Origin of the sequence: Candidatus Pelagibacter sp. HIMB1611 (assembly GCF_052047715.1) — a bacterium.
Classification (GTDB): domain Bacteria; phylum Pseudomonadota; class Alphaproteobacteria; order Pelagibacterales; family Pelagibacteraceae; genus Pelagibacter.
Genome location: NZ_JBNAJM010000001.1, coordinates 163,196 through 187,495 on the forward strand (window position 1 = coordinate 163,196; position 24,300 = coordinate 187,495).

The following is a 24,300-nucleotide window of genomic DNA, read 5'->3' on the forward strand; positions in this document are numbered from 1 at the left end:
AGTTCTATGAAAAAAATTTTAATAATTGGAGCCGGCGCAATGGGTGCTGCATTCACTTTTCCCCTTGCAGATAATAATCATAAAGTAACTTTAACCGAGCCTTACAGTAAAGATCTATTAAATAAATTAATAACAAAAAATAAATTTCATCCAGCATTAAAACTTAAGTTATCTAAAAGAGTTTCTGTCAAAAAATTTTCATCAGATTTACTTAATGAAAAATGGGACTTAGTTGTTGTTGGAGTAAGTTCTATTGGAATTGAAATAGTTAGAAAGCATTTAAAAAATATAAAAAGAAAAGTTTCTATTCTCGTTTTGACCAAAGGTCTTAAATATGATCGAAATAATAAAAAAATTATTACTATGTCTGAGCAGCTAAACAAAGGAAATCAAAATTTAAATATTTCAGTTTTAAAAGGACCTTGTTTGGCAAAAGAGTTGGCAAAAAAAATCAAAAGTTACACCGTGATAGCTAACAAGAATATTAATATTGCAAAAAATATAGGAAAATTAATCTCAACTAAATATTACAAAACAGAATATTCAAGTGATGTAAAAGGCGTTGAATTTTCATCTGCAATTAAAAATATATATTCAATGATTATTGGATCGGGTGAAGGTGAAAATACTGCTTCAGCTTTATTTAGAAAATCATTAGATGAAATGGAATATTTAATAAAATATTTCAAAGGTAAAAAAGAAACAGTTCATGGGTTAGCTGGAGTGGGTGACTTATATGTTAGTGCAGTTGGAGGAAGAAACAGTAAAATGGGTAAATATTTAGGAAAAGGTTTTACTTTTAAAGTTGCAAAAAATAAATTTATGAAAAATGACACAGTAGAGGGCGCAGATCTAGCTAAAGAGATTGCACCCTACATATTGAAAAAAATTAATAAAAATAAAATACCGCTTATGTATGCACTATTAAGTGCAATCACAAAAAATACAAAATTAAAAGTTAACTATTAATTATTTATTTAAAAAAGTCTTCATCGAGTCGTCCATTGCAGTTTCCCATGGAGTATGGTGTATAGGTGCAACAGAACCTGTTACAGGTGATGAAAACGATTTGTTTCTGTAAGTTAAGATATCCTCTACTTTATGATGTTCCCACTCTTTGAAATGTTTTCTGATTAGTTCAAAATCTATTTTTGGATAATCAGACATATCATGAAGTTCTTTTGTGTATTCAGTTTGAAAATCAATCATTTGATCTGGGTTTTCTAATTTTTCCTCCATAGCAACCCATTTATCTATATCTTTATTGATTTCATCAGAACTTGGCATTTTAATTTTTCCCATAATTACATCTCTTGCAAACCAAGCTTGGCAATCAAACATATTAAAAGTATGGAATTGATCTTGCATACCAAGATATAAAAGTTTGTGATTATCTTGCCAGACAACTCCTTTATATAATTTTGGCGGATATAATCTGTTATGTGTTTTTAACTTTATGCTTTCATCTAAAAATGGAAAGTGATGCAAGTAACCTGTGCACAAGATTATTGCATCTGCATCTTGTTCTGTACCATCTTTAAAAATTGCTTTTTTCCCTACCAATCTATCTAGATAATGAACTTCTTTCATACCTTTAGGCCACTTAAATCCCATAGGTGCATTTCGATATCCAATAGTTACACTTTTGGCCCCATATTTATTACACTGTAGAGCAACATCCTCAGCTGAATAACTGCTTCCTAAAACAATCACATCTTTTCCTCTAAACTCCTCTGCATCTCTAAAATCATGTGAATGCATTATTCTTCCTGGAAAAGAATTCATTCCCTTGTATTCAGGAATAAATGGAACAGAGAAATGACCAGTAGATACAACTAAATAATCAAATGTATCTTTTGAAATTTCATCTTTAGCTTTGTCTTGATAAGTAATTTCAAATTTTTCATTGCTGAAAGTTACATTTGTAACTCTTGTGTTTAGTTTTATTTTATTTTTAATTTTACCTTTGCTTACTCTTCCAAGAATATAATCTTGCAAAACTTCTCTTGGTGGAAAAGAAGGAATTGGCTGTCCAAAATGTTCATCAAAAGAATAATCTGCAAACTCTAAACATTCTTTAGGACCATTTGACCATAAATATCTATACATACTATTATGAATTGGATCCCCATATTGGTCACTACCTGTTCTCCAATTATAGTTCCACAAACCTCCCCAATCTTCTTGTTTTTCAAAACAAACTATTTCAGGGATTTTTTCACCTTTATTTTCTAAATGTTCGAATGCTCTTAACATTGATAGACCGCAAGGTCCTGCTCCAATAATTGCAATTTTACTCATTGTGTTTTCTCCAGTTTATAAATATGCTTACCAAATATAAACAAATTAAAAATAAAATTACAATATAATTATTAACTCTAGATGGCTGAGATAAATATTTCTAATATAAATAAATCTTTTGGATCTACGCATGTGATCAAAGATGTGTCTTTGGATATAAAAAGTGAATCTTTCACTGTATTGGTTGGACCAAGCGGATGTGGAAAATCAACAATGTTAAGAATGATTGCTGGCTTAGAGGAGATCAACTCAGGAACAATTTCAATAGATGGACAAGTTGTAAATGACCTTCCTCCTAAAGAAAGAAATATCGCAATGGTTTTTCAATCATATGCTTTGTATCCACACATGACAGTGTTTGATAATATGGCTTTTGGATTAAAGATTGAAAAAAAATCTAAAGAAGAAATTACAGAAAGAGTTATGGAAGCTGCTAAAATTCTTCAAATTGAAGAATACTTAGAGAGAAAACCAAAACAATTATCAGGGGGACAAAGACAAAGAGTTGCAATTGGTAGAGCTATTACAAGAAAACCAAAAGTATTTTTGTTTGACGAACCTTTGTCCAATTTAGATGCAGCTTTAAGAGTTCAGATGAGAGTAGAATTAGCTAAATTGCATGATCAATTAAATGCAACAATGATTTATGTTACACACGATCAAACAGAAGCAATGACACTTGCAGATGATATAGTTGTATTAGACCAGGGTATTGTTTCTCAAAAAGGATCACCTTTAAAATTATATAATGAGCCAGAAAATTTATTTGTAGGTGGATTTATTGGTTCACCAAAGATGAACTTTATTAATTCTAAAGTTCTAAGTTCTAATAATTCTGGAACAGAAGTTGAAATTTCAGGACAAGGGAAAATTATTGTTCCAAAAATTTCAGATAAAGTTTCACCTGGTGATAGTGTTAAAATTGGTATCAGACCTGAGCATATCTTAATCAATAGTGGTGAAAAATGTTGGGAGAGCAAGGTTTTCGTAATCGAAAAATTAGGTTCATCTACTTTTTTATATCTTGAAAAAGAGGGAGAGCCCTTAGTGGTTCAAACTGATGGAGCTAGTAAAGTCAATGTTGGAGATAGTCTTAGTTTAGGTTTCGATCTAAACAAATGCCATTTATTCGATAGCAATAATTTAGCCTTTAAATAAGGTTTTTATCAAATACTGTCGAAATTACCCCAATACAGGGATGACACTATTGCATAAGAAATTTTATTTAAAAAATATTATGGTTAATGAAATAAACAACAAGAGGTAATTATGTTTAAAAAAACTTTAATATTATTATCTGCTGTAGCATTTTTTATCAACAATGTTGCTTTTGCAGATATCAAGTTTTGGACAACTGAAACTCAACCAGCAAGAATGGCTAAGCAAGAAGATATGGCTAAAGCTTTCGAGGCAAAAACTGGTATTGCAGTTGAAGTTATCCCAATCGATGAAAAAGAATTAGGTAAGAGAGCTACAGCCGCAGCTGCAGCAGGTGATTTACCTGATGTAATCTATCATACACTTCAATATGTATTGCCATGGGCTGAAGCAGGAATTTTAGATGTTGATGCTAACAATGATGTAGTTAAAGAATTAGGTAAGAAAACTTTTGCACCTGGAGCATTAAAAATGGCTAAGCAAGGATCAAAAATTGCTGCTGTTCCAGTTGATGGTTGGACTCAAATGATCGTTTATAGAAAAGATCTTTTTGAGAAAGCGGGCTTAGAGCCACCAACTAGTTACGCAAATATCACTAAAGCAATAGAGGTTTTATCTTCAAGTGATATGTTTGGATTTGTTGCTGCTACAAAAACAGACGAAAACTTCATGAGTCAGGTTTTAGAACATGTATTATTGGCTAATGGAGTTAACGTAGTTAAAAAAGGTGGTATTAAAAAACAAGGAAACAAACTTAAAAAAGCTTTAGAGTTTTATAAAACAATTGCAAAAGCTAGTCCAGAAGGTGAATTATACTGGAAGCAATCTAGAGAACTTTATTTTGCAGGTAAAACTCCAATGATTATTTGGTCTCCATTTATTATGGATGAGTTAGCAGGTTTAAGAGATTCTGCTCCTCCAACAATAAATGACGATCCAACTTCAAGTGAGTTAGCATCAAAAACTGGTTTCATTACAAACTTTAGTGGACCGAACAATAAAAAAGGTGCTGCTTGGGCAGATGTAAGATACTTTGGTATAACAGCTGATGCAGATACGGATGAAGCTAAACAGTTTATTCTTTATTCTATGGATGAAGGATATTCTTCAACTTTAGCAATTGCTCCTGAAGGAAAATTTCCTGTAAGAAGAGGTAATGCAAGTGATCCAGCTGCGTATACTAAAGCTTGGTCAAAACTTCCAGTTGGAGTAGATAGAAAAGCTCCATTAACTGATCTTTATTCAGCAGATGTTATCGATAACATTGTAGCTGGTTTAGATACTGCTAATAGATGGGGAGTTAAAGAAGGTGAACTTTCTAGAGCTTCTAAAGTTATCAATTCTCAATTCATTAATAGAATAACAAGATTATATATTGATGATCAAATTGATGTTGATGAAGCAGTTGATATGATCAATACTGCATTAGCACAGTTCAATTAATTTTAATTTTTTAAAAAAGCGGATAATATTAATTATCCGCTTTTTTTATGAGTAATTCACTTTCAAAAATAGAAAAAAGAACTGCTTATGCCTTAACTTTGCCTGCAGTTTTAATAGTATTTGCAATAGTATTATTTCCAATATTTTCAAACGTTTGGATTAGTTTTAAGGAAGTTCAATTAAAAGATATAAGAATTCCAGAGCCACGAGCTAAAAAAATAGTTAAATCTATTAAAAACGAAGATTCAAAAATAAAGATTATATATAAATTAAGAAATAGTTCCTTAATTCAAGATATTAGAAATGTTAAATTTCAAGATAAATTCCCAAGCAATGTTAAACCGATTGATTTAGATGAGAGATGTAAGTTCGCTTCAAATAAAGTTCAGTGTGATTTTGGTAATTGGTCAAAAAAATACAGGGAGCAATTTATAATTTTTTTTGAGACAAAAAATGGTGAAAAAATTGATAAAAAACAATTTAAATTAAATAAACCTAATTTAAAGGGAAAAGCAGATAACATACTTTTGACAAGTGATTTTACTTTGTCAAATTTTAAAAAAGTAATCACAAACTATGAATTTAAAGATTTATTATTAACAACATTTTATTATACTTTTTTTGGAACTGTGGGTGCGATTGTTTTTGGAATTTTGTCAGCACAAATGGTAAATCAAAAGTTTAGAGGTCGAAGCTTTGTTAGAAGTACGTTATTGTTTCCCTATGTGGCTCCAGTTGTGGCCTTAGCTTTTACATGGGAACTTCTATTAGATCCTAATAGTGGTACTTTAAATAATCTATTACTGAATTATAGTATAATAGATAAGCCAATAAATTTATTAGGTCAAAAGTATGTATCAATTTTTATTTTTGGTTTTGAATTTAAATTAAGATTAGCGCTTACAACTGTTATTATCTTTGAAATCTGGAGATATTTTCCTTTAGCTTTTCTTTTTATATTAGCAAGACTTCAAGCAGTTCCTAAAGAACTTTATGAGGCAGCAGATATTGATGGTGCTGGGCCTTACACTAAATTTATGAATATAACATTGCCACAGATTACTGCAGTGATTTCAATTTTGTTTATGATTAGGTTTATTTGGAATTTTAATAAGTTCGAAGATATTTTTCTTTTAACAGGAGGTGCGTCAGGAACAAGAACACTTCCAATTAATGTCTATGAACAGGGATTTTCAATAGGAAATATTGGAATGGGATCTGCTGTATCAATGGTGATTGTATTATTACTTTTATTTTTTATGTTAATTTATTTTAAGCTTATAGGAAAAAGAGCCAATGAGAATTAAATCAATTATCACATTTAGTCTAATTTCCTCATTTTTTTTATTTTCACTGATTTCTATTTGGAAAATTTTATCCACATTACAAGGAATTGAGCTTCAAACTTTAAATTTTAATTTTTATTTTTTAAGTGGAATTATAATTTCTATTATTTCAATTTTCTTAAGTGAAAAATTTAACAAATTATCTAAAGTAATTTTATTAGCATCTGTGTTTGTTTTAGTTGATTATTTTATTAATAGTTCTTTACCTGTTTGGCATTATATAGGTACATTTCTTATACTATTATTTTTTGTTAATAAGCTATCTAATTATAATAAAAAACATTTTAATTATGATTTTTCTGCACAAATTATATTTTTTGATTTTTTAACCTTATTTGGAATAATCTTTTTTTCTTTTGTAATTTTATTCCCTTTTTACTTGATGCTAGTAACAAGCTTCAAGACCCAAGCCCTTTTATTAATTAATCCTTTAGATTTCAGTGTTGATTTAACACAAGATATAAAAACCTTATTCAAATCCTATATTGTGGTTTTTACTGAATATAATTTTGGCAGGTACATGCTTAATAGTTCAATTGTTTCAGTAGGCACGGTTATAATTACTTTATTACTTGGGATCCCAGCAGCTTATGCAGTAGCAAGATTAAACTTTTTTGGAAAACACTTTTTGTCTACATCTATTTTAATTATATATATGTTTCCTGCGATAGTGCTCGTAATTCCTCTTTACACAGTTTTTAGTCAATTAGGTCTAAGAAATTCTGTATTTGGATTATTAATTATTTATACAGCCACAACACTGCCAGTTGCAATTTATATGCTCCAAGGATATTTCAAAAGTATACCAAAAGAACTTGAAGAAGCGGGTATAATGGATGGACAAAATTGGATTGGAATAATTGTTAAAATCATTTTACCTTTAAGTTTACCAGCAATTGCCTCTGTAGCATTATATGTATTTATGATTGCCTGGAATGAGTTTTTATTTTCACTAATGTTTTTAGATAGCCCTAGCTCATTTACATTATCAAGAGCAATACAGTTCTTAAATGTAGGAGCTGAAACACCAAGACAATATTTAATGGCTGGTTCAGTAGTTGTAACTTTACCAATTTTATTTATTTTTGTTTATTTTGAAAAATATTTAGTTAGTGGATTAACATCAGGGAGCGTTAAGGGTTAATGAGTTTGTTAAAAAGAGAAGCTGAGAATATTTTATTAAATAATAGGCGTGAGGGATACACTCTGCCTACAAACAATAAGTTGTACCCAGCTCAATGGAATTGGGACTCAGCATATATAGCACTCGGTTATTCTTATTTTAATAAAGAATACGCAATAGTTGAGTTAGAAAAGTTGTTTGAAGGACAATGGTCAGACGGTATGGTTCCTCATATTTTGTTTCATCAAAAGGATGAAAATTATTTTCCCAATCATAATACTTGGCAGTGTGGCGATAAAATTCCATCATCTGGAATAACTCAACCTCCTATAGTTTCAAGTATTTTAAAATTAATGTTGGATAAACATGAATTTAGTTCGAGTGAAATGAAAAGAATTTTGAACTTAATAAAAAAAACAAAAAAATATTTAGAATGGTTTTATAAATATAGAGACCCAAATGATACTGGTTTAGTGTCAATATTACATCCTTGGGAAAGTGGCACAGATAATTCGCCTTTATGGGATTTTCCTTTAAGTAAAATTTTAATTGAAGAAAATCTTGAATACAAAAGAAGAGATTTAGATGTTTCAAGTAGTGATGTACGACCACTTAAAAGAGATTATGATTGTTATATTACTCTTTTAAATCAGTTCAGAAATGAAAAATATAATCCTGAAAAGCTCTATGATATTTCAATGTTTAATGTTGCTGATATAGGTTTTAATTCTTTGTTTTTGAAAGCTTGTAAAGATCTAGTCGATATTGCATCAAAAAATTATATTGAATGTACATCAATTCAAAAAAAAATAACAAAAACTGAAAGTAAATTGATTAGTCTGTATAATCAAAAAGATAATTCGTTTTATTCATACGATGTTTTAAATAAGCAATCATTAGATATCCCTTCTATTACAAATTATTTTATTTTGTTTGCAGATATTCAAGATAAAGAAATTAATAACTCAGTAATTCAAAGTTTAAAAAAGTATAATTCTAATGAAAAATATTTCTTTTCTTCAATAAAGCCTGATAGCAAATATTTTGAGGAGATAAGATATTGGAGAGGACCTATTTGGATTAATTGTAATTGGATTTTATACAAAGGATTATTGGAAAAAGATTTGGATTTTGCCAACAAAATCAAATCACATACATTAGATATAATACATGAAAAGAATTTTCACGAATATTACAGTTGTAAATCAGGAACTCCTTATGGTGCTAATAACTTTTCTTGGTCAGCAGCTTTATATTTGGATTTAATAAATTAAAAGTCTAGTGGAATGGAATTATCTTCCACAAGTTTTTTGAAAAAAAAATATGATTTTTTAGGTGTTCTTTTTAAAGTTTTAAAATCTACATGTACTATTCCAAATCTCTTTTCAAATCCTAATGCCCATTCAAAATTATCCATGAATGTCCATGCAAAGTAACTTTTAACTTTAGCTCCATCATCAATAGATTTTTTTACAGCAGTTAAATATTTTTTAAAATAATCAATCCGATCCGTGTCATTAATTTCTCCATTTTTTTCAATTAAATCTGGATATGCAGCACCATTTTCAGTTAAATAAATATCTGGATTCCCATAATTATTTTTTAAATCCATAATTTGATCATGATAAGCATCTGGAACAATTTCCCATCCCATAAGAGTTAACTTTGTATCTTTATCTTCAAGACCAAAAGGTAATTCATCATTAACTGCCCCTCTTGCCTTGAGCAAATTATTGTTATCAGCTTTTATTCTATAATGTTGATAATGGTTTAATCCTATAAAATCATTTTTTTGAAAAATAGTTTTCATGTCATCTTGTTGAATATGTTTTGAGACATCATCAATTAATAATTCTGGATACTTTCCAAGATACATAGGGTCAGCAAATGATCTATTCCAATAAGTATCAAATAATTTAGTAGCATGAAGATCTTCACTTGATTTTGTAGCAGGAATGCAGGGTGCCATATTAAATGAACAGCCAATTTTAATTTTATCTTTTAAAGATTTCATTGCTTGAAAAGCTTTACCATGTGCAAGATTAACATTATGTATTGATGCAAAATACTTCTCTAAATCTTTGTATCCTGGAGCCATGTATCCATCTACATATCCGTAAATTGTAAAAACAGCTGGCTCATTAAATGTGATAAAATGATTACATCTGTCTCCAAAATTTTTAACAATAGCCTCCGAATAATCTGCAAATATATTTGTCATGTCTCTATTTGCCCAACCTCCTTTATCTTGCAGAGATTGAGGAAGGTCCCAATGATATAAAGTTATGAAAGGTTCAATATTTTTTTCTAAACATTTGTCTATTAACCGTGAATAAAAATCTATTCCTTTTGGATTTGTTTTTCCAATCCCGTCTGGAACAATTCTAGTCCATGCTAAAGAAAATCTATAAGAATTTAGATTTATATTAGCCATCAGATCAATATCTTCTTCGTATCTATGATAATGATCTACAGCAGTATCTCCGTTTTCATTATTTTTTACTTTCCCAGGTGTATGTGTGAAAGTATCCCAAATACTTTTACTCTTTCCATCTTTATCAATAGCACCTTCTATTTGATAACTTGCAGTTGCAGTTCCCCAAAAAAAACCATCAGGAAATTTATTTTTCATATTAATTAAATTTTGGTATCCAATTTTTGTGAGCTATTAATAACTCATCTACCATAGAACTTATTTGATCTAAACTTAATAAAGAAGAAGTAAGTGGATCCAACATAGCTGCATGATAAATAGCATCTTTCTTTTTAGTTCTTAAAGCTTCAACAGTTAACTGTTGTACATTTATATTAGTTTTCATTAGGTTTGCTAAATGCATAGGTAAATCACCAACTTTTTGTGGGTTAATTCCCTCATTATTTATTTTACATGGTACTTCAACACAACAATCATCTGGTAAATTAGAAATTAACTTATTATTTAAAACATTTCCATTAATTGTGTCTTCTTTTCCTTCTACAATTGATACAATTATTCGTGAAGCATACTCTAAAGACTTCTCACAAACAAATTTTTCTCCATCTAATAAATTTTGCTCTTGTTGATCCCACTCTTTAATTTGTTTTTTGCACCTTCTAATATATTCATTAATTGGAATATTGAATTCACTTAATAAGTCCTCTCTGTTATTTTTAATAAACCAAGGAGTATATTCTGCAAAGTGTTCGGATGATTCTGTAACAAAGTATCCAAATTTTTCTAAAACTTTATATCTAACCTCATTAGTGCATCCATCCCAATTGGTACCAAATGTTTTTTCTTTTCCAGCTTTAAAAATTTTAGGATAAAGATTTTCTTTTTTTCCATCAGGATTAATTTTTTCAAACTTAGTATAAAAAGACATATGATTGATACCTGAACATTCATAATTAATATTTTTAATATCCTCACCAATATCTTTTGCTAAATCTTCAGCAGTTCCTTGTACAGAATGACAAAGCCCAACATATTTAAGCTCAGGGGCAAATTTAGACAATGCTAAACAATTAATTGCCATAGGATTAACATACTGCAACATAGTTGCGCCCGGACAAACTTCATTCATATCTTTTGCAACGGACAACAAAGCAGGGACTGTTCTCAATCCTCTCATAATTCCACCTATTCCTAAAGTGTCACCAATAGTTTGTTTTAGTCCATACTTTGCTGGTATTTCAAAATCAATAACTGTAGAAGGCTCATAACCTCCTATTTGAAACATCAATATTACGAAGTTAGCTCCACTGAGTGCTTTTTTTTGATTTTTTTCAATTATAATTTTTGGATTTACACCTATCGATTTTGCAACTTTTTCTGCGACTAAATTTGAGGTTTTTAATCTTCTTTCATCAATATCTTGCAAAACTATTTCACAGTTACTGAAATTTTTTTCAAGTAAAATATCTGTAAGTATATTTTTCATAAATACAGTACTTCCTGCTCCAATAAATGTAACTTTAATCATATTAACCCTTAGTTGCTCCAAGAGTTAATCCAGCAATAAAATGTTTTTGCATTAAGAAAAACATAATAACGGGAGGTATAGCAGCAACAATGGATCCAGTTGATAACAAGTGATAAGCTGTAATCCATTGACCATTCAATGATTTCAATCCAGCAGTAATAGGCATTGCATGATCACCTTGTATTAAGACAGTTGCCCAAAAATAATCATTCCAAATAAATGTAAAAATTAATACACAAAGTGCTGCTATAGCTGGTCTAGTTAAAGGTAATATTATTTTCCAAAATATTTTAAATTCAGATGCGCCATCCATTCTTGCAGCTTCAATAAGTTCTTGAGGTAGAGCTTTAATAAAATTTCTCATAAAAAGTGTGCAAAAGCCTGTTTGAAAAGCTACGTGAAATAATACTAATCCTGTAATGGTGTTGTAGAGACCAACCTTAAAAGTAAGATCTCTAACTGGTATCATTAAAATTTGAAATGGAACAAAGTTTCCAGCTATAAAAATAAAAAATATTGTTAAATTTGTCTTAAATTTATAGTTAGCAAGAGCAAAGCCAGTCATACAGCTTAAAGCAACCGCTCCTAACATTGTTGGTATAGTTACTTTAAAACTATTTAGAGTATATTTAAGCATTGGAGTGTTAGTAAAAACATCGTGTAAATTTGAAAAAAGTAAAAATTCACTTGGTGTTCCCCACATGTTTCCAGCTGTAATATCTCCCAGGCCCCTGATAGATGTCATTAAAATACCAAAAATTGGTATCAGCCAAATAATTAACGAGATAGGTAAGAATATTTTATAAATATATTGATTTACAACTGGTCTTTGATGAATAGGAGTAGGGAACATTTAGTTATTATCCTCTCTCTCATTTCGATACATTCTGTATATGAAAAACAAAATATAAAACATCATTATTGTAAATAAAACAGTTGCTATTGCTGACCCGTATCCCATTCTGTATCCATATTCACTTAAAGCTTGCTCAAACATGTAATACGCCAAGACATTTGAATATCCATAAGGACCTCCTTGAGTCATTATTGCTACCATATCGAAGCTTCTTAGTGCACCAATTACAGTAACTACAATTGCTAGGAAAGTTGCGGGTCTAAGCTGTGGGAGTACTATATTCCAAAATAAATGAAACCCCTTAGCACCATCCATTCTTCCAGCTTCGATTTGTTCAGGGTTAATATTATTAAGTCCTGTTAAATATAAAATTAAACAATAAGCAATTTGAGGGTATAGACCTGCAAATATTATCCCATAAGTAGCAGTATCTTCATTTGCAAGAATTGAAAATCCCTCTAACCCAATGAAATTTAGAAATGGTGCAATCACTCCGTAATTTGGTTGGTAAAACCAGGTAAAAATTAGACCAATAACTACTTGAGATATAACAAATGGAAAAAAAAATAGAGATTTTACTAATCTTATTCCAAAAACAACTTGATTTAAGAATATCGCTAATCCTAGACCAATAGGAACAGCTAGCATGAAAAATACTAGCCATTTAAGATTATTCCAAAGTGAAATATAAAAATATTCATCATCTAGTAGCTCAATATAATTTTGAAGACCAACATATATCGAAGGAGATAGCCCATCCCATTGATAAAAAGATATACCAATAGATACAAATATTGGAGCTATTACATAAATGAAAAAAAATATTAAACCTGGAGCTAAAAAAATCCATGGGCTTACTTTAATTTGATTTTTTTGCCACCAAGTAATTCTTTTTGCTTTTGAATTATTTAGTTCCATTTAATTCTATTTTAAAAATTGATGAAATCGATTTTTAAACTTAGGGGCTTATTAGCCCCTAAGTTAATTAAAAAGTTTATTTATAAACTCTTTGACGTACTTTTTCTAATCTTTCCAAGATTTTTTGTCTTCTGTCTGGATTAGACATATATTCTTGGAAGCCCTTCATACCTTCTGATGCCATTTGAGCTGGAGCATCTCTATCGTAGAATTGCGCCATTGCGTAAGCATTATTAAGCATATTTAATCCTGCTGATAAGAAAGGATCTCCTTCTTTAACACCAGAGTTTTTGTTAATAGGTAGCTGACCCAATATTTTATTAATCTCTTCTTGTACATCAGCTCGAGACATAAATATTAAGAAACGTTTTGCATCAGTTTTATTCTTAGCTTTTGAAGGTATATGTACTGTATCAGTAGGTGCCTCCTCAGCCATTGGAATACCCGGAGTTATTTCAGGAAATTGAAAGAATCCTAAAGTATCATCATTTAAACCACCTTCTTTTAAAGGAGCAACTGCGAAATTACCCATAACGTACATTGCAGCTTCACCATTAATCATTGGTGTCAGAGCTTCTTGCCAACTTAGAGCAGCATGATTTTCTAAAAAGTAACCAGGTTTAACTAATTCATCCCATTTATCAAAAACTGCTTGAACTTTAGCATCAGTATAAGGAACTTTTCCTAAAGTAAGATCCATATGGAATTCATATCCATTTGTTCTTAAATTTAAGTAGTCAAATACTCCTGCAGTAGTCCATAGATATTTTGATCCAATAGTTATTGGTGTTACTCCACTTGCTTTAATTGTTTCACAAGCTTTAACGAACTCATCCCAAGTTTTTGGAACACTAATACCTAAGTTATTAAAAATATCTTTTCGGTAATAAACTCCCCACTGATAGTAAGTATAAGGAATTCCCCATTGCTTGCCACCAATTGTCATGGATTTTTTAGCATGCTCCATATTTTCACTTAAGTTTCCATCAACCCAACCTGAGTCAGACCAAATATCAGACACATCTTCAAACAAACCTGCTCTTACAAATGGTAACATCCTGTTTCCTGCATACCAGTTTGCCACATCAGGTGGATCAGTGTTCAAGAAATTTCTAATAGATTGTTTGTAACCTTCATGGTCAAAAACATTCCATTTTACTGTGACATCAGGATTTTCATCTTCAAATTTTTTAATGATATATTCAAAAGCTGCTTTAGGTGCTGCATCAGATGTATCTGTGTTTATTACTAAAGTTCCAGCAAATGAAGTTGAAGAGATTATTCCAAACGTCATTATTAATGAGATAATAATCTTTTTCATTTATACTCCTTTTATTATGTATGATTGATAGACTATGTATTTTTCAAATCGATTACAAACGAAAATTTCGATTACTATTTGTCGCAAAAAAAAATTGGTAAATTATAAATAGTTTCTAATATTAAATTATAGAAAATATCTATATAATTATACTAATTATAATTTTTTTATGCCTTGGAATTATCCCACTACTATTTGGTTTGGAGCAGGTAAAATAGAAGATCTTACAACCGCCTGTTTAAACTTAAAAATTAAAAATCCACTTTTTGTAACCGATAAAGATCTTTTAAATCTTCTAATGACTTCAAAAGTAATTGAAAAATTAAAAAATGACTTTGATAATTTAAAAGTATTTTCACATTTTTCAGGAAACCCAACTGGAAAAAACGTAATGGAAGGTGTTTCTTTATATTTAGAAAAAAAATGTGATGGAGTAATTGCCTTTGGTGGAGGTAGTGCATTAGATGTAGGAAAGGGAATAGCTTTTATGTGCGGTCAAAAAAGACCTATATGGGATTTTGAGGATATAGGAGATTATTGGACAAGAGCTGATGGAAATAAAATTTCTCCAATTATAGCGGTTCCAACTACCGCAGGAACAGGATCAGAAACAGGAAGGGCTTCAGCCATTATTAATCAAGAAACAGGAATAAAAAAAATAATTTTTCATCCAAAAATTTTACCTTCTATTGTAATTTTAGATCCAAATTTAACCAAAGATCTTCCTCCAAGAATAACAGCTGCAACAGGAATGGATGCACTTGCTCACAATCTTGAGGCTTTTTGTGCACCTGGATTTCATCCAATGGCAGATGGTATCGCGCTTGAGGGTATGAGGTTAATTAAAAATTCTTTAATAGAGGTTTATAAAAATGGTACGAACATAGAGGCTAGATCTGAAATGTTAGCAGCATCCAGCATGGGTTCTACTGCTTTTCAAAAGGGTCTTGGTGCAATACATTCTTTAAGTCATCCAATAAATGCACAGTTTGATGTACATCATGGTTTAAGTAACGCTATATTTATGCCTTATGTTTTAACTTTCAATAAATCAGTCATTGAAAACAGAATTATATCTATTTGTAATTATCTTAATCTAAATAGTACATTTGAAAGTTTTTTAGGATGGATACTAAATTTGCGTAAAGAATTAAATATTCCTCATAAACTTTCAGATGTTATGGACTGTAATGAATTAGATTTAGAAAAACTTTCTCTAATGGCATTTGAAGACCCATCTACAGCAGGCAATCCAAAAAAAATAACAAAAGAAGATTTAAAAGAAATGTATAAAAAAAGCATTTCAGGAGAATTATTTTAATGAAGAATATTTTAGTTGTAGAAGGTAATTTAAAAGAGGAAAATCAAAGCTTCACAGAGGCAGGCATTCAAACTCATACAGAAAGTTTAAAACATAGCCTTTCTCATTTTACTGATCAACTAAATATAGATGTGGTTAATCCCTCTTCAGATGAAAATATAAGTGAGAATATAGATCCACTAGAAAGTTATGATGGTCTTATTTGGGGCGGTAGTAGTTTAAATATTTATAACAATACACCTGAAATTTTAAGACAAATAGAATTTATGAAAGAGTGTCAGAAAAAAATTAAAAAAGTTCTAGCGATTTGTTGGGGAATGCAAGTTGCGGTAACTGCTGCTGGAGGTGAAGTTAAAAAAGCTGAGAGAGGATCTCACCGAGGGATTGCAAGAGATATTGAAATTAATGAAAATGGTTTAAATCATCCATTATATAAAAACAAAAATAAAAAGTTTAATACTCCAGCATTTAATTTTGATGAAGTTGTAACTCTTCCAAAAAATTCGACATTGCTAGCTTCGAACCCAATTAATAACGTTCAAGGTTTAAATTTTAAAATTGGAAATTGTGATGTGTGGGGCCTTCAGTATCATCCAGAAATTACTTACAACAAGATGATTAACTTAATTATTTTCAGAAAAGATAGACTTATAGAACGTGGTGCTTTTAAAGATCAAAATCATATTGATGATCACATTAAAAATATAGAAATAGAAAATAAAAAGTTAGATAAAATTTCCAGAATGAGAGAACTAGAAAATTGGTTGAGTTATCTTAATTTAGAATAATCCTTCTATCTCACCTTTTTCATTTAGTTTAATTGAATCTGCTGCAGGAACCCTTGGTAATCCAGGCATAGTCATGATTGCACCGCAAATAACCACAATAAACTCTGCTCCTGATGATAGCCTTACTTCTCTCACTGGTAATGCATGACCTGTTGGTGCTCCTTTAAGATTTGGATCTGTTGAGAAACTGTATTGAGTTTTAGCAACACAAATTGGTAAATCACCATATCCAGCTTCTTCAAAGTTTTTAAGTTGATCTCTAATTTTTGTATCAGCGATTACTTCATCTGCTCTATAAATTTCTTTTGCAATAGTCTCTATTTTTTTAAACAATGGTGTTTTGCTTTCGTATAAAAATTGAAATTTAGCTTCATCTTTTTCGCACAATTCTGAAACATGAGCAGCTAATTCTTTTGTACCTTCACCACCATTTGCCCAATGAGTACATAGACTAGCTTTAACACCTAAATTGTCACAAAAATCTATAAGCGCTTTCACTTCATTATCAGTATCTTTTATAAAATGATTAACAGCTACAGCTACTGGTAAACCAAATTTTTTAACATTTTGAATATGTCTTTCTAAATTTACTAACCCTTTTTTTAAAGCTTCAACATTTTCATTTTTTAAATCATCTTTAGAAACACCACCGTGCATTTTTAAAGCTCTTATAGTTGCAACAATTACTACACAACTAGGTTTTAAATTTGATTTTCTACATTTAATATCTAAGAATTTTTCCGCACCAAGGTCAGCACCAAATCCTGCTTCAGTTACAACATAGTCCGCTAATTTTAAACCAGTCTTTGTTGCAATAACTGAGTTACAACCATGAGCAATATTCGCAAATGGACCACCATGAATAATTGCAGGATTGTTTTCCAAAGTTTGTGTAACATTAGGTCTGATAGCTTCTTTTAAAAGAACAGTCATAGGACCTTGAGCATTTAAGTCTTTTGCGTAAACTGGTTTTTTATCTCTGGTATAACCAATAGTTATATTTCCAATTCTTTTTTCTAAATCTTCTAGATCATTTGATAAGCAAAAGATTGCCATTATCTCTGATGCAACTGTAATATCAAAACCATCTTCTCTTGGAAAACCGTTTGCTACACCACCTAAGTTTATATTTATGGATCTTAACGATCTATCATTCATGTCCATAACTCTTTTCCAAACAATTCTTCTTACATCGATATCCAGTTTATTTCCCCAATAAATATGATTATCGATTAATGCTGATAATAAATTATGAGCAGATGTAATTGCATGAAAGTCACCTGTAAAATGCAAATTGATTTGTTCCATTGGAACGACCTGAGCATAACCTCCACCAGCTGCTCCACCTTTCATACCAAAAGAAGGACCTAAGCTTGGTTCTCTAAGACATACAATAGATTTTTTTCCAATTTTATTTAAACCATCATTTAATCCAACCGAAGTTGTAGTTTTTCCTTCTCCTGCTGGGGTTGGAGTAATAGCAGTTACTAAAATTAATTTTCCATCTGGCTTATCTTTTAGTTGCTCTAAATATTCTAAATTTATTTTTGCAATATGTCTGCCCATAGGACTAAACGCAGAGCTTTCATCAGGTACATTTATCTTTGCTAAAATATCATTTATTGGTTGCATTTTAGCTTCTCTAGCTATCTGTATATCTGATTTTACTTCGCTCATTCGTTATCCTTTATTGTAAATTTTTTTGCATAATAATTATCTTATTTGAGATTTTTCGAAACTTCTAAAATATATATATAAAAAAAATAAGAACTATTTAAATTCATTAATATAAAATTCTGTTATGCAAAAGTATTCTATTTTTAGCTTAGTTAAAAATGCATTAACAGGCCATCAAAATTGGGATTTAGCTTGGAAAGATCCAAATCCTAAAGAAGAGTACGATGTTGTTATCATCGGAGGCGGTGGTCATGGTTTAGCTACAGCGTATTATCTAGCTAAAGAACATCAAATTACAAAAGTAGCCATCATTGAAAAAGGATGGATTGGCGGTGGAAATGTTGGACGTAACACTACAATTATTAGATCAAACTACATGCATGATGAAAATGGTCTTTTCAGTGAGTTTGGAATGGATCTATGGAGAAAGATGAGTCAGGACTTAAATTACAACGTAATGTTTTCTCCAAGAGGAATTATTAATCTTGCACACTCAGATGCACAAATGAATGCATACGCAAGAAGAGGAAATTCGATGAGATTAAACGGAATTGATGCGGTTCTTTTAAACAGAGAAGAAGTAAAAGAATTAATTCCAATGGCTGACTTTTCAGACAACGTAAGATTTCCTATCTTTGGTGGATTGATGCAACCAAGTGCTGGAACTGCTCGTCATGATGCAGTTGCTTGGGGGTACGCTCGTCAAGCAGACTCGATGGGAGTAGATATAATCCAAAATTGTGAAGTCACAGGTTTTGATGTTTCTGCAGGAAAAATAAAAGGGATCAGAACATCTAGAGGAAATATTAAAGCAAAGAAAGTTGGTCTATGCGTTGCTGGTAGCACAAATATTTTAGCAGAAAAATTAAATATGACTTTGCCAATTGAAACTCATCTTTTGCAAGCTTGTGTTTCTGAACCAGTGAAACCAATTTTAGACAAAGTTGTAACTTTTGGTGCAGGTCATTTTTATATTAGTCAATCAGACAAAGGTGAAATGGTAATGGGTGGAGACCTTGATGGTTACAATAGTTACGCTCAAAGAGGTAATCTTCCAACATTACAACATGTTTTAACTGAAGGAATTGCGATGATGCCATTTTTAAGTAAATTAAAAATGCTAAGAACTTGGGGTGGGATTATGGACATGTCAATGGACGGTTCACCAATAATTGATAAAACTCATATTGATGGTTTGTATTTAAATTGTGGATGGTGTTACGGAGGCTTTAAAGCAACTCCAGCATCAGGATGGACATTTGCACATACTATTGCTCAAGATAGAGTTCATGAATTAAATGCAGGATACAGTTTGAACAGATTTAGTACTGGTCATCTTATTGATGAAAAAGGTCTTGGTACAAAAACTTGGATTTCATAAATGTTACATATTAAATGCCCACATTGTGGAATGAGATCTCAAAATGAATTTTCTTATGGTGGAGATGCTACTGTTAAAAGACCAGAACTAAATAAAGAAGTTACAGATCAAGAATGGGATAACTTCGTATACAATAGAGTTAGTCCTAGAGGAAAACATTTAGAACTTTGGCAGCATTTATCTGGTTGTAGACAGTGGATAAAAGTTGAAAGAGATACTGCAACACATGAAATTTTTAAAACTTATAAAGCTAACGAAGAAATTGCTTAATGACTCAGAGTTATCGAATAGAAACAGGTGGCTTAATAAATAGAAATAAAAAAATTTCTTTTAAGTTCAACGGCACATCTTATTTTGGTTATGAGGGCGATACATTAGCTTCAGCTTTACTAGCAAATGGTGTTCATTTAGTTGGTAGAAGTTTTAAATATCACAGACCAAGAGGGTTTTTTGGTGCAGGAGTTGATGAACCTTACGCTGTTGTTCAACTTTATAGAAATGGTGAAACGGAGCCAAATATTAAAGCAACCGAACAAGAATTATTTGAAGGATTAGAGGCAAGCAGTGTTAATTGTTGGCCAAGTGTTAACTTTGATATTGGAGCTATAAACAATTTTCTAAAAATATTTTTACCTGCTGGATTTTATTATAAAACTTTTATGTGGCCAAAAAGCTTTTGGTACAAAATTTATGAGCCATTTATTAGAAAAGCAGCTGGATTAGGAGTAGCATCAACAAAACATGATAAAGAAAGATATGAACATAAATATGAGTATTGCGATCTTTTAATTGCTGGATCTGGACCATCAGGTTTAGCAAGTGCGTATTCTGCAGCGAAAAATGGAGCCAAAGTAATTTTAGCTGAGGACAAACCAAGATATGGTGGTTCATTATTAACAAGTGATGTGAATATTGGTAACCAATCTGGAAAAGATTGGGCGGACGGTATTATTTCAGAATTGAAAGAGATGCCAAATGTAATCGTAAAAAATAGATCTCAAGTTTTTGGATATTATGATCACAACATGTTGGTAATGTCTGAAAAAGTTAGTGACCATTTACCTAAAACTAAAAAATACCATCCAAACAAAAGACTTTGGTATATTAGAGCAAAAGAAGTTCTAATTTCATCTGGATCAATCGAAAGACCAATTGTTTTTGGAAACAATGATACTCCTGGAGTAATGCTTTCATCTGCAGCTAAAGAATATTTAAAAGTTTATGGTGTCTTAGTTGGAAAAAAACCTTTAGTATTTACAAACAATGATAGTGGCTATGAAACTGCAATTGAATTTAAAAAACACGGAGTTGAGCCTATAGTTTTAGATTCAAGATCAAATCCACAATCAGAAATTATTGATGAAGCAAAAAATTTAGGAATTAATATTAAAAATTCATATGTAGTAGTTGCAGCACAAGGTTATAAAAAAGTAAAATCAGCTGATGTGGCAACTATTTCTGAAGACAAGAAAACACTTGGTAAAATAGAGAATATAAATTGTGATTGTATATGTGTTTCTGGATTTTGGACACCTACAATTCATTTGGCATCACAATCAGGAAATAAAACTAAATTTAATGAAGAGATAGACGCGTTTGTTCCAGGAGTTTCAAAACAAAATGAAACAACTTTGGGAGCTGCTAATGGTGTATTTACACTAGAAGAAACTTTAAAAACATCATTTGAAAAAGGAAAAGAATTATCAAAAAAAATTACTGAGAAAGATAACGAAATATCTATTCCAAATGTAGTTGAAAAAAAATATTCTAAACATGATAAGTTTTGGTGTGTTCCATTACCAAAAGGTAAAAGTTATAAAAGATTTTTAGATTTTCAAAATGATGTTGCTGTTTCTGATGTAGAGATTGCATTAAGAGAAGGTTATAGATCAATTGAACATGTAAAAAGATATACCACTTTAGGTATGGCAACAGACCAAGGAAAAACAAGTAATTTAAATGGATTACAATTAGTATCTGAGATTGAAAATAAAGTTGTTCCGTCTGTTGGCCACACAACTTTTAGACCTCCTTATACACCTATTTCAATAGGTGCTATTGTTGGTAGAGAAGTAGGAAAGCACTCAAAACCAACAAGAAAATCTCCAATTCACAATTGGCATGAAGAGCATAACGCTGTTTTTGTTGATGCAGGAGTTTGGTTAAGACCAAGATATTATAAAAGAGGAAACGAAACTTTGTTCGAAGCATCAAAAAGAGAAGCGAAAAATGTAAGGACAAACGTTGGAGTTTGTGACGTAACAACACTTGGTAAGATTGACGTTAAGGGTCCTGATGCTGCAGAATTTTTAAACAGAGTATACACAAATGCATGGTTGAAGTTACCTATTGGAAAAGCAAGATATGGAGTGATGTTAAGAGAAGATGGGATAGTGATGGATGATGGTACAACTACTAGAATTTCAGAAAACCACTATCACATGACAACAACTACGGCTCAAGCAGCTAATGTGCTTTCGCATTTAGAGTATTATTTGCAACTTGTTTGGCCTGAACTTAATGTAAATGTAGTTTCAACAACTGAGCAATGGGCAGGAGCTGCTATAGCTGGCCCTAAATCAAGAGATTTATTACAGAAATTGTTTCCTAAAACAGATGTATCCAATGAAGGTCTTCCATTTATGGGATATGTAGAAGGCGATTTATTTGGTGTTAAAGCAAGAATTTTCAGAATTTCATTCTCAGGTGAATTAGCTTACGAAGTTAATGTTGAGTCTGATAACGGAAGATTTATGTGGGAAAAAATAATTGAAATTGGAGAAGAGTTTCAAATTCAACCATATGGAACTGAAGCATTGTCTACACTTAGAATTGAAATGGGACATGTTGCAGGTTCTGAATTAGATGGAAGAACAATTCCCTACGACAATGCTTTAGAAGGGCTATTGAGTAAAAAGAAAGATTTTATTGGAAAAAGATCACTACAGAGATCAGCTTTTGTAGCTGAGGATAGACAGCGAATTGTAGGCGTTGTTCCATTGGATAAAAAAACTAGTATTCCAGAAGGTTCACACTTAGTTAAAGACGCTAACGCTCCTTTACCTAATAAAAAATTAGGTCATATCTCAGCCTCTTGTTGGAGTGTTGAGCATGATAATCCATTTTCACTAGCAATATTAAAAGATGGAAAAAATATGATTGGAGAAAAATTATTTGTAATGTCTCCATTAAAAAACAAAGTTATTCCAGTAGAAATAGTTTCATCACATTATGTTGATCCGAAAGGAGAGAGAGTTAGATCATGAGTTTAATTTCAGCTTTAAATAATGTGCATGCAAAAGGTCAATTTGGAGATTTAGAAGGTAAAGATGATAAAAATTTACTTTCAATATCTGAAACTACTAATTTATTAATTGTACAGATAGTTCAGTATAAAAGTTCAAACTCATCATTAGACAATATGCAGGTAGATGGTCTAAATTTAAGAGACAATTCATCTTTAGTTAGCTCAAATGATAACACAAGAATACTTTGGAACAGTCCAAGAAATTGGATTTTAGTTTCTAAGAAAAAGGATATTTTAAATGAAATAGAGCAAAAATTTAATGATAATGAATTTGCAATAACAGACATATCACATTCAAAAGCAATAATTGAAATTGAAGGTAAGGAAGCCAAGGAAGTTTTAAAAAAAGGATGCCCATTTAATTTTGGTGAGCTAGAAAAAAATCAATCTTTAAATTCTACTTATAACGGAATGTCAGTCACTATTGATATGCTTGATGATGATCCAGATAAATTTAGAATATTTGGATTAAGAAGTTTTGGTGAATCTCTTTATCACTCAATAACAGATGCATCTTTAGAATTTGGATATATTGCAAAGTAATTATTTTTCTCTAGTAGCAATATAAACACCAATAGTAGCTATAAAAAATCCTAAAAGATCTAAATTAGATAATTTCTCATTTAAAAATAACCATGCCATGAATGCAGATGTAGGAGGAATTAAAAAAAATATTGAAACTGTTTTGCTTGCAGAATTTTTTTTAATTAAGAACATGAATATTGTGAATGCTCCAAAGGACACTAAAAAAATTTGATGACTCATTGCAATTATAAATGTTTTTGAAAATTCAATGTAAGGATCAGCAAAAAAAATTATAATTAATAAATGAAATGAAAAACCTCCAAGTGCTTGGTTCATATTACTTACTGATAAGGGTAGGTTGTTGCTTATTGTTTTTTGCCAAAGAGTTGAACTTGTTATTGCTATCAAAGCTATAATAGTTGCAATTAATCCATTAGTTGGAATTTTTGATCCAATTTCAAAACCAAGAACTAATGATGCTCCAATAAATCCTAGTAAAACACCTATCCATTGTTTAATAGAAACCTTCTCTTTAAGTATTGGTCCACTTAATACATTAGTTAGTATTGGCTGAAGAGTTACAATTAAAGCAGCAAGACCAGTTGGCATTCCAATAGAAATTGAATAAAAAACACCTCCCAAATAAAATCCATGAAAAAGAACTCCACTGAAAAAAGATTGTAAAAAATTTTTTTTATTTACAATTATTTTCTGCCTTGAATAGATAGAAAAAATCAGAAAACCAAATGCTACTAGTGCAAATCTAAAGGCTAATGCAGCAAAAGGATCGCTGTAATCAATGATTGGTTTCGTGGTTATGAATGCTGATGACCAAAGTAAAATAAATATAAATGGAAATACCTTAATCACAGT

20 protein-coding genes are annotated in these 24,300 nt (G+C 30.7%); 12 read left to right on the forward strand and 8 right to left on the reverse strand.

Annotated features, from left to right (window positions below):
* Nucleotides 1-6: 6 nt before the first annotated feature.
* Nucleotides 7-969: a 2-dehydropantoate 2-reductase N-terminal domain-containing protein gene (locus ACTTAS_RS00860; RefSeq protein ID WP_440677990.1), complete on the forward strand. Its 963-nt coding sequence runs from the start codon at nt 7-9 to the stop codon at nt 967-969.
* Here the strand turns inward: ACTTAS_RS00860 and ACTTAS_RS00865 are convergent, their stop codons facing one another.
* Nucleotides 970-2,301 carry an NAD(P)-binding domain-containing protein gene (locus tag ACTTAS_RS00865; protein ID WP_440677991.1) on the reverse strand — a complete coding sequence of 444 codons (1,332 nt, stop codon included), beginning with the start codon at nt 2,299-2,301 and terminating at the stop codon, nt 970-972. It lies immediately after the preceding gene.
* A gap of 81 nt (nt 2,302-2,382) precedes the next feature.
* Between ACTTAS_RS00865 and ACTTAS_RS00870 the strand changes: the two genes are divergently transcribed.
* The 5 genes from ACTTAS_RS00870 (at nt 2,383) to ACTTAS_RS00890 (ending at nt 8,645) form a co-directional block, all read left to right on the forward strand.
* Nucleotides 2,383-3,459: an ABC transporter ATP-binding protein gene (locus ACTTAS_RS00870; RefSeq protein ID WP_440677992.1), complete on the forward strand. Its 1,077-nt coding sequence runs from the start codon at nt 2,383-2,385 to the stop codon at nt 3,457-3,459.
* A 111-nt stretch (nt 3,460-3,570) separates the two neighbouring features.
* Nucleotides 3,571-4,902, forward strand: a complete 1,332-nt coding sequence (locus ACTTAS_RS00875) for an ABC transporter substrate-binding protein (protein ID WP_440677993.1) — start codon at nt 3,571-3,573, stop codon at nt 4,900-4,902.
* A gap of 47 nt (nt 4,903-4,949) precedes the next feature.
* A complete protein-coding gene (locus ACTTAS_RS00880; protein WP_440677994.1) occupies nt 4,950-6,209 on the forward strand; it encodes a carbohydrate ABC transporter permease in 1,260 nt (419 codons plus the stop codon).
* Nucleotides 6,199-7,392, forward strand: a complete 1,194-nt coding sequence (locus ACTTAS_RS00885) for a carbohydrate ABC transporter permease (protein ID WP_440677995.1) — start codon at nt 6,199-6,201, stop codon at nt 7,390-7,392. The genes ACTTAS_RS00880 and ACTTAS_RS00885 overlap by 11 nt, the downstream gene beginning before the upstream one ends.
* Nucleotides 7,392-8,645, forward strand: a complete 1,254-nt coding sequence (locus tag ACTTAS_RS00890) for an MGH1-like glycoside hydrolase domain-containing protein (RefSeq protein ID WP_440677996.1) — start codon at nt 7,392-7,394, stop codon at nt 8,643-8,645. Before ACTTAS_RS00885 ends, ACTTAS_RS00890 begins: the two co-directional genes overlap by 1 nt.
* Here the strand turns inward: ACTTAS_RS00890 and ACTTAS_RS00895 are convergent.
* From ACTTAS_RS00895 to ACTTAS_RS00915, 5 genes are all read right to left on the reverse strand, one after another.
* Nucleotides 8,642-10,003 carry a GH1 family beta-glucosidase gene (locus tag ACTTAS_RS00895; protein ID WP_440677997.1) on the reverse strand — a complete coding sequence of 454 codons (1,362 nt, stop codon included), beginning with the start codon at nt 10,001-10,003 and terminating at the stop codon, nt 8,642-8,644. The two genes, ACTTAS_RS00890 and ACTTAS_RS00895, sit on opposite strands and share 4 nt — an antisense overlap.
* A gap of 1 nt (nt 10,004) precedes the next feature.
* Nucleotides 10,005-11,333 carry an alpha-glucosidase/alpha-galactosidase gene (locus ACTTAS_RS00900; RefSeq protein ID WP_440677998.1) on the reverse strand — a complete coding sequence of 443 codons (1,329 nt, stop codon included), beginning with the start codon at nt 11,331-11,333 and terminating at the stop codon, nt 10,005-10,007.
* A 1-nt stretch (nt 11,334) separates the two neighbouring features.
* The gene (locus ACTTAS_RS00905; RefSeq protein ID WP_440677999.1) at nt 11,335-12,186 is read right to left on the reverse strand and encodes a carbohydrate ABC transporter permease; all 852 of its coding nucleotides are present in this window, start codon (nt 12,184-12,186) and stop codon (nt 11,335-11,337) included.
* Nucleotides 12,187-13,107, reverse strand: a complete 921-nt coding sequence (locus ACTTAS_RS00910) for a carbohydrate ABC transporter permease (RefSeq protein WP_440633607.1) — start codon at nt 13,105-13,107, stop codon at nt 12,187-12,189.
* A gap of 76 nt (nt 13,108-13,183) precedes the next feature.
* Nucleotides 13,184-14,428 (reverse strand): ABC transporter substrate-binding protein, encoded by a 1,245-nt coding sequence (locus ACTTAS_RS00915; RefSeq protein ID WP_440614108.1) that lies wholly within the window; start codon nt 14,426-14,428, stop codon nt 13,184-13,186.
* Nucleotides 14,429-14,597: 169 nt separating this feature from the next.
* On the opposite strand from ACTTAS_RS00915, the gene ACTTAS_RS00920 reads away from it, so the two are divergent.
* Both ACTTAS_RS00920 and ACTTAS_RS00925 read left to right on the forward strand, forming a co-directional pair.
* Nucleotides 14,598-15,749, forward strand: a complete 1,152-nt coding sequence (locus ACTTAS_RS00920; protein ID WP_440678000.1) for an iron-containing alcohol dehydrogenase — start codon at nt 14,598-14,600, stop codon at nt 15,747-15,749.
* Nucleotides 15,749-16,537, forward strand: coding sequence for a type 1 glutamine amidotransferase (locus ACTTAS_RS00925; RefSeq protein WP_440678001.1), 789 nt, complete (start codon nt 15,749-15,751; stop codon nt 16,535-16,537). The genes ACTTAS_RS00920 and ACTTAS_RS00925 overlap by 1 nt, the downstream gene beginning before the upstream one ends.
* Here ACTTAS_RS00925 and ACTTAS_RS00930 read toward each other — a convergent pair.
* Nucleotides 16,529-18,214: a formate--tetrahydrofolate ligase gene (locus ACTTAS_RS00930; protein ID WP_440678002.1), complete on the reverse strand. Its 1,686-nt coding sequence runs from the start codon at nt 18,212-18,214 to the stop codon at nt 16,529-16,531. The two genes, ACTTAS_RS00925 and ACTTAS_RS00930, sit on opposite strands and share 9 nt — an antisense overlap.
* 124 nt (nt 18,215-18,338) lie before the next feature.
* On the opposite strand from ACTTAS_RS00930, the gene ACTTAS_RS00935 reads away from it, so the two are divergent.
* The 4 genes from ACTTAS_RS00935 to ACTTAS_RS00950 are packed head-to-tail and all read left to right on the forward strand — an operon-like array spanning nt 18,339 to nt 23,445.
* On the forward strand, nt 18,339-19,595 hold the full coding sequence (locus ACTTAS_RS00935) for a sarcosine oxidase subunit beta family protein (RefSeq protein WP_440672020.1): 1,257 nt from the start codon (nt 18,339-18,341) through the stop codon (nt 19,593-19,595).
* The gene (locus ACTTAS_RS00940; RefSeq protein ID WP_075506172.1) at nt 19,596-19,865 is read left to right on the forward strand and encodes a sarcosine oxidase subunit delta; all 270 of its coding nucleotides are present in this window, start codon (nt 19,596-19,598) and stop codon (nt 19,863-19,865) included.
* Nucleotides 19,865-22,861 (forward strand): sarcosine oxidase subunit alpha family protein, encoded by a 2,997-nt coding sequence (locus ACTTAS_RS00945; RefSeq protein WP_440678003.1) that lies wholly within the window; start codon nt 19,865-19,867, stop codon nt 22,859-22,861. The genes ACTTAS_RS00940 and ACTTAS_RS00945 overlap by 1 nt, the downstream gene beginning before the upstream one ends.
* Nucleotides 22,858-23,445, forward strand: coding sequence for a sarcosine oxidase (locus ACTTAS_RS00950; RefSeq protein WP_440678004.1), 588 nt, complete (start codon nt 22,858-22,860; stop codon nt 23,443-23,445). Before ACTTAS_RS00945 ends, ACTTAS_RS00950 begins: the two co-directional genes overlap by 4 nt.
* On the opposite strand, the gene ACTTAS_RS00955 is transcribed toward ACTTAS_RS00950, so the two are convergent.
* Nucleotides 23,446-24,297 carry a DMT family transporter gene (locus tag ACTTAS_RS00955; protein WP_440678005.1) on the reverse strand — a complete coding sequence of 284 codons (852 nt, stop codon included), beginning with the start codon at nt 24,295-24,297 and terminating at the stop codon, nt 23,446-23,448. It abuts the gene before it with no gap.
* Nucleotides 24,298-24,300 lie beyond the last annotated feature (3 nt).

Bases quoted from the DNA above. Each gene is read 5' to 3' on its own strand.
- ACTTAS_RS00860 (WP_440677990.1), top strand. From the start codon at position 7: ATGAAAAAAATTTTAATAATTGGAGCCGGCGCAATGGGTGCTGCATTC.
- ACTTAS_RS00865 (WP_440677991.1), bottom strand. From the start codon at position 2,301: ATGAGTAAAATTGCAATTATTGGAGCAGGACCTTGCGGTCTATCAATG.
- ACTTAS_RS00870 (WP_440677992.1), top strand. From the start codon at position 2,383: ATGGCTGAGATAAATATTTCTAATATAAATAAATCTTTTGGATCTACG.
- ACTTAS_RS00875 (WP_440677993.1), top strand. From the start codon at position 3,571: ATGTTTAAAAAAACTTTAATATTATTATCTGCTGTAGCATTTTTTATC.
- ACTTAS_RS00880 (WP_440677994.1), top strand. From the start codon at position 4,950: ATGAGTAATTCACTTTCAAAAATAGAAAAAAGAACTGCTTATGCCTTA.
- ACTTAS_RS00885 (WP_440677995.1), top strand. From the start codon at position 6,199: ATGAGAATTAAATCAATTATCACATTTAGTCTAATTTCCTCATTTTTT.
- ACTTAS_RS00890 (WP_440677996.1), top strand. From the start codon at position 7,392: ATGAGTTTGTTAAAAAGAGAAGCTGAGAATATTTTATTAAATAATAGG.
- ACTTAS_RS00895 (WP_440677997.1), bottom strand. From the start codon at position 10,003: ATGAAAAATAAATTTCCTGATGGTTTTTTTTGGGGAACTGCAACTGCA.
- ACTTAS_RS00900 (WP_440677998.1), bottom strand. From the start codon at position 11,333: ATGATTAAAGTTACATTTATTGGAGCAGGAAGTACTGTATTTATGAAA.
- ACTTAS_RS00905 (WP_440677999.1), bottom strand. From the start codon at position 12,186: ATGTTCCCTACTCCTATTCATCAAAGACCAGTTGTAAATCAATATATT.
- ACTTAS_RS00910 (WP_440633607.1), bottom strand. From the start codon at position 13,107: ATGGAACTAAATAATTCAAAAGCAAAAAGAATTACTTGGTGGCAAAAA.
- ACTTAS_RS00915 (WP_440614108.1), bottom strand. From the start codon at position 14,428: ATGAAAAAGATTATTATCTCATTAATAATGACGTTTGGAATAATCTCT.
- ACTTAS_RS00920 (WP_440678000.1), top strand. From the start codon at position 14,598: ATGCCTTGGAATTATCCCACTACTATTTGGTTTGGAGCAGGTAAAATA.
- ACTTAS_RS00925 (WP_440678001.1), top strand. From the start codon at position 15,749: ATGAAGAATATTTTAGTTGTAGAAGGTAATTTAAAAGAGGAAAATCAA.
- ACTTAS_RS00930 (WP_440678002.1), bottom strand. From the start codon at position 18,214: ATGAGCGAAGTAAAATCAGATATACAGATAGCTAGAGAAGCTAAAATG.
- ACTTAS_RS00935 (WP_440672020.1), top strand. From the start codon at position 18,339: ATGCAAAAGTATTCTATTTTTAGCTTAGTTAAAAATGCATTAACAGGC.
- ACTTAS_RS00940 (WP_075506172.1), top strand. From the start codon at position 19,596: ATGTTACATATTAAATGCCCACATTGTGGAATGAGATCTCAAAATGAA.
- ACTTAS_RS00945 (WP_440678003.1), top strand. From the start codon at position 19,865: ATGACTCAGAGTTATCGAATAGAAACAGGTGGCTTAATAAATAGAAAT.
- ACTTAS_RS00950 (WP_440678004.1), top strand. From the start codon at position 22,858: ATGAGTTTAATTTCAGCTTTAAATAATGTGCATGCAAAAGGTCAATTT.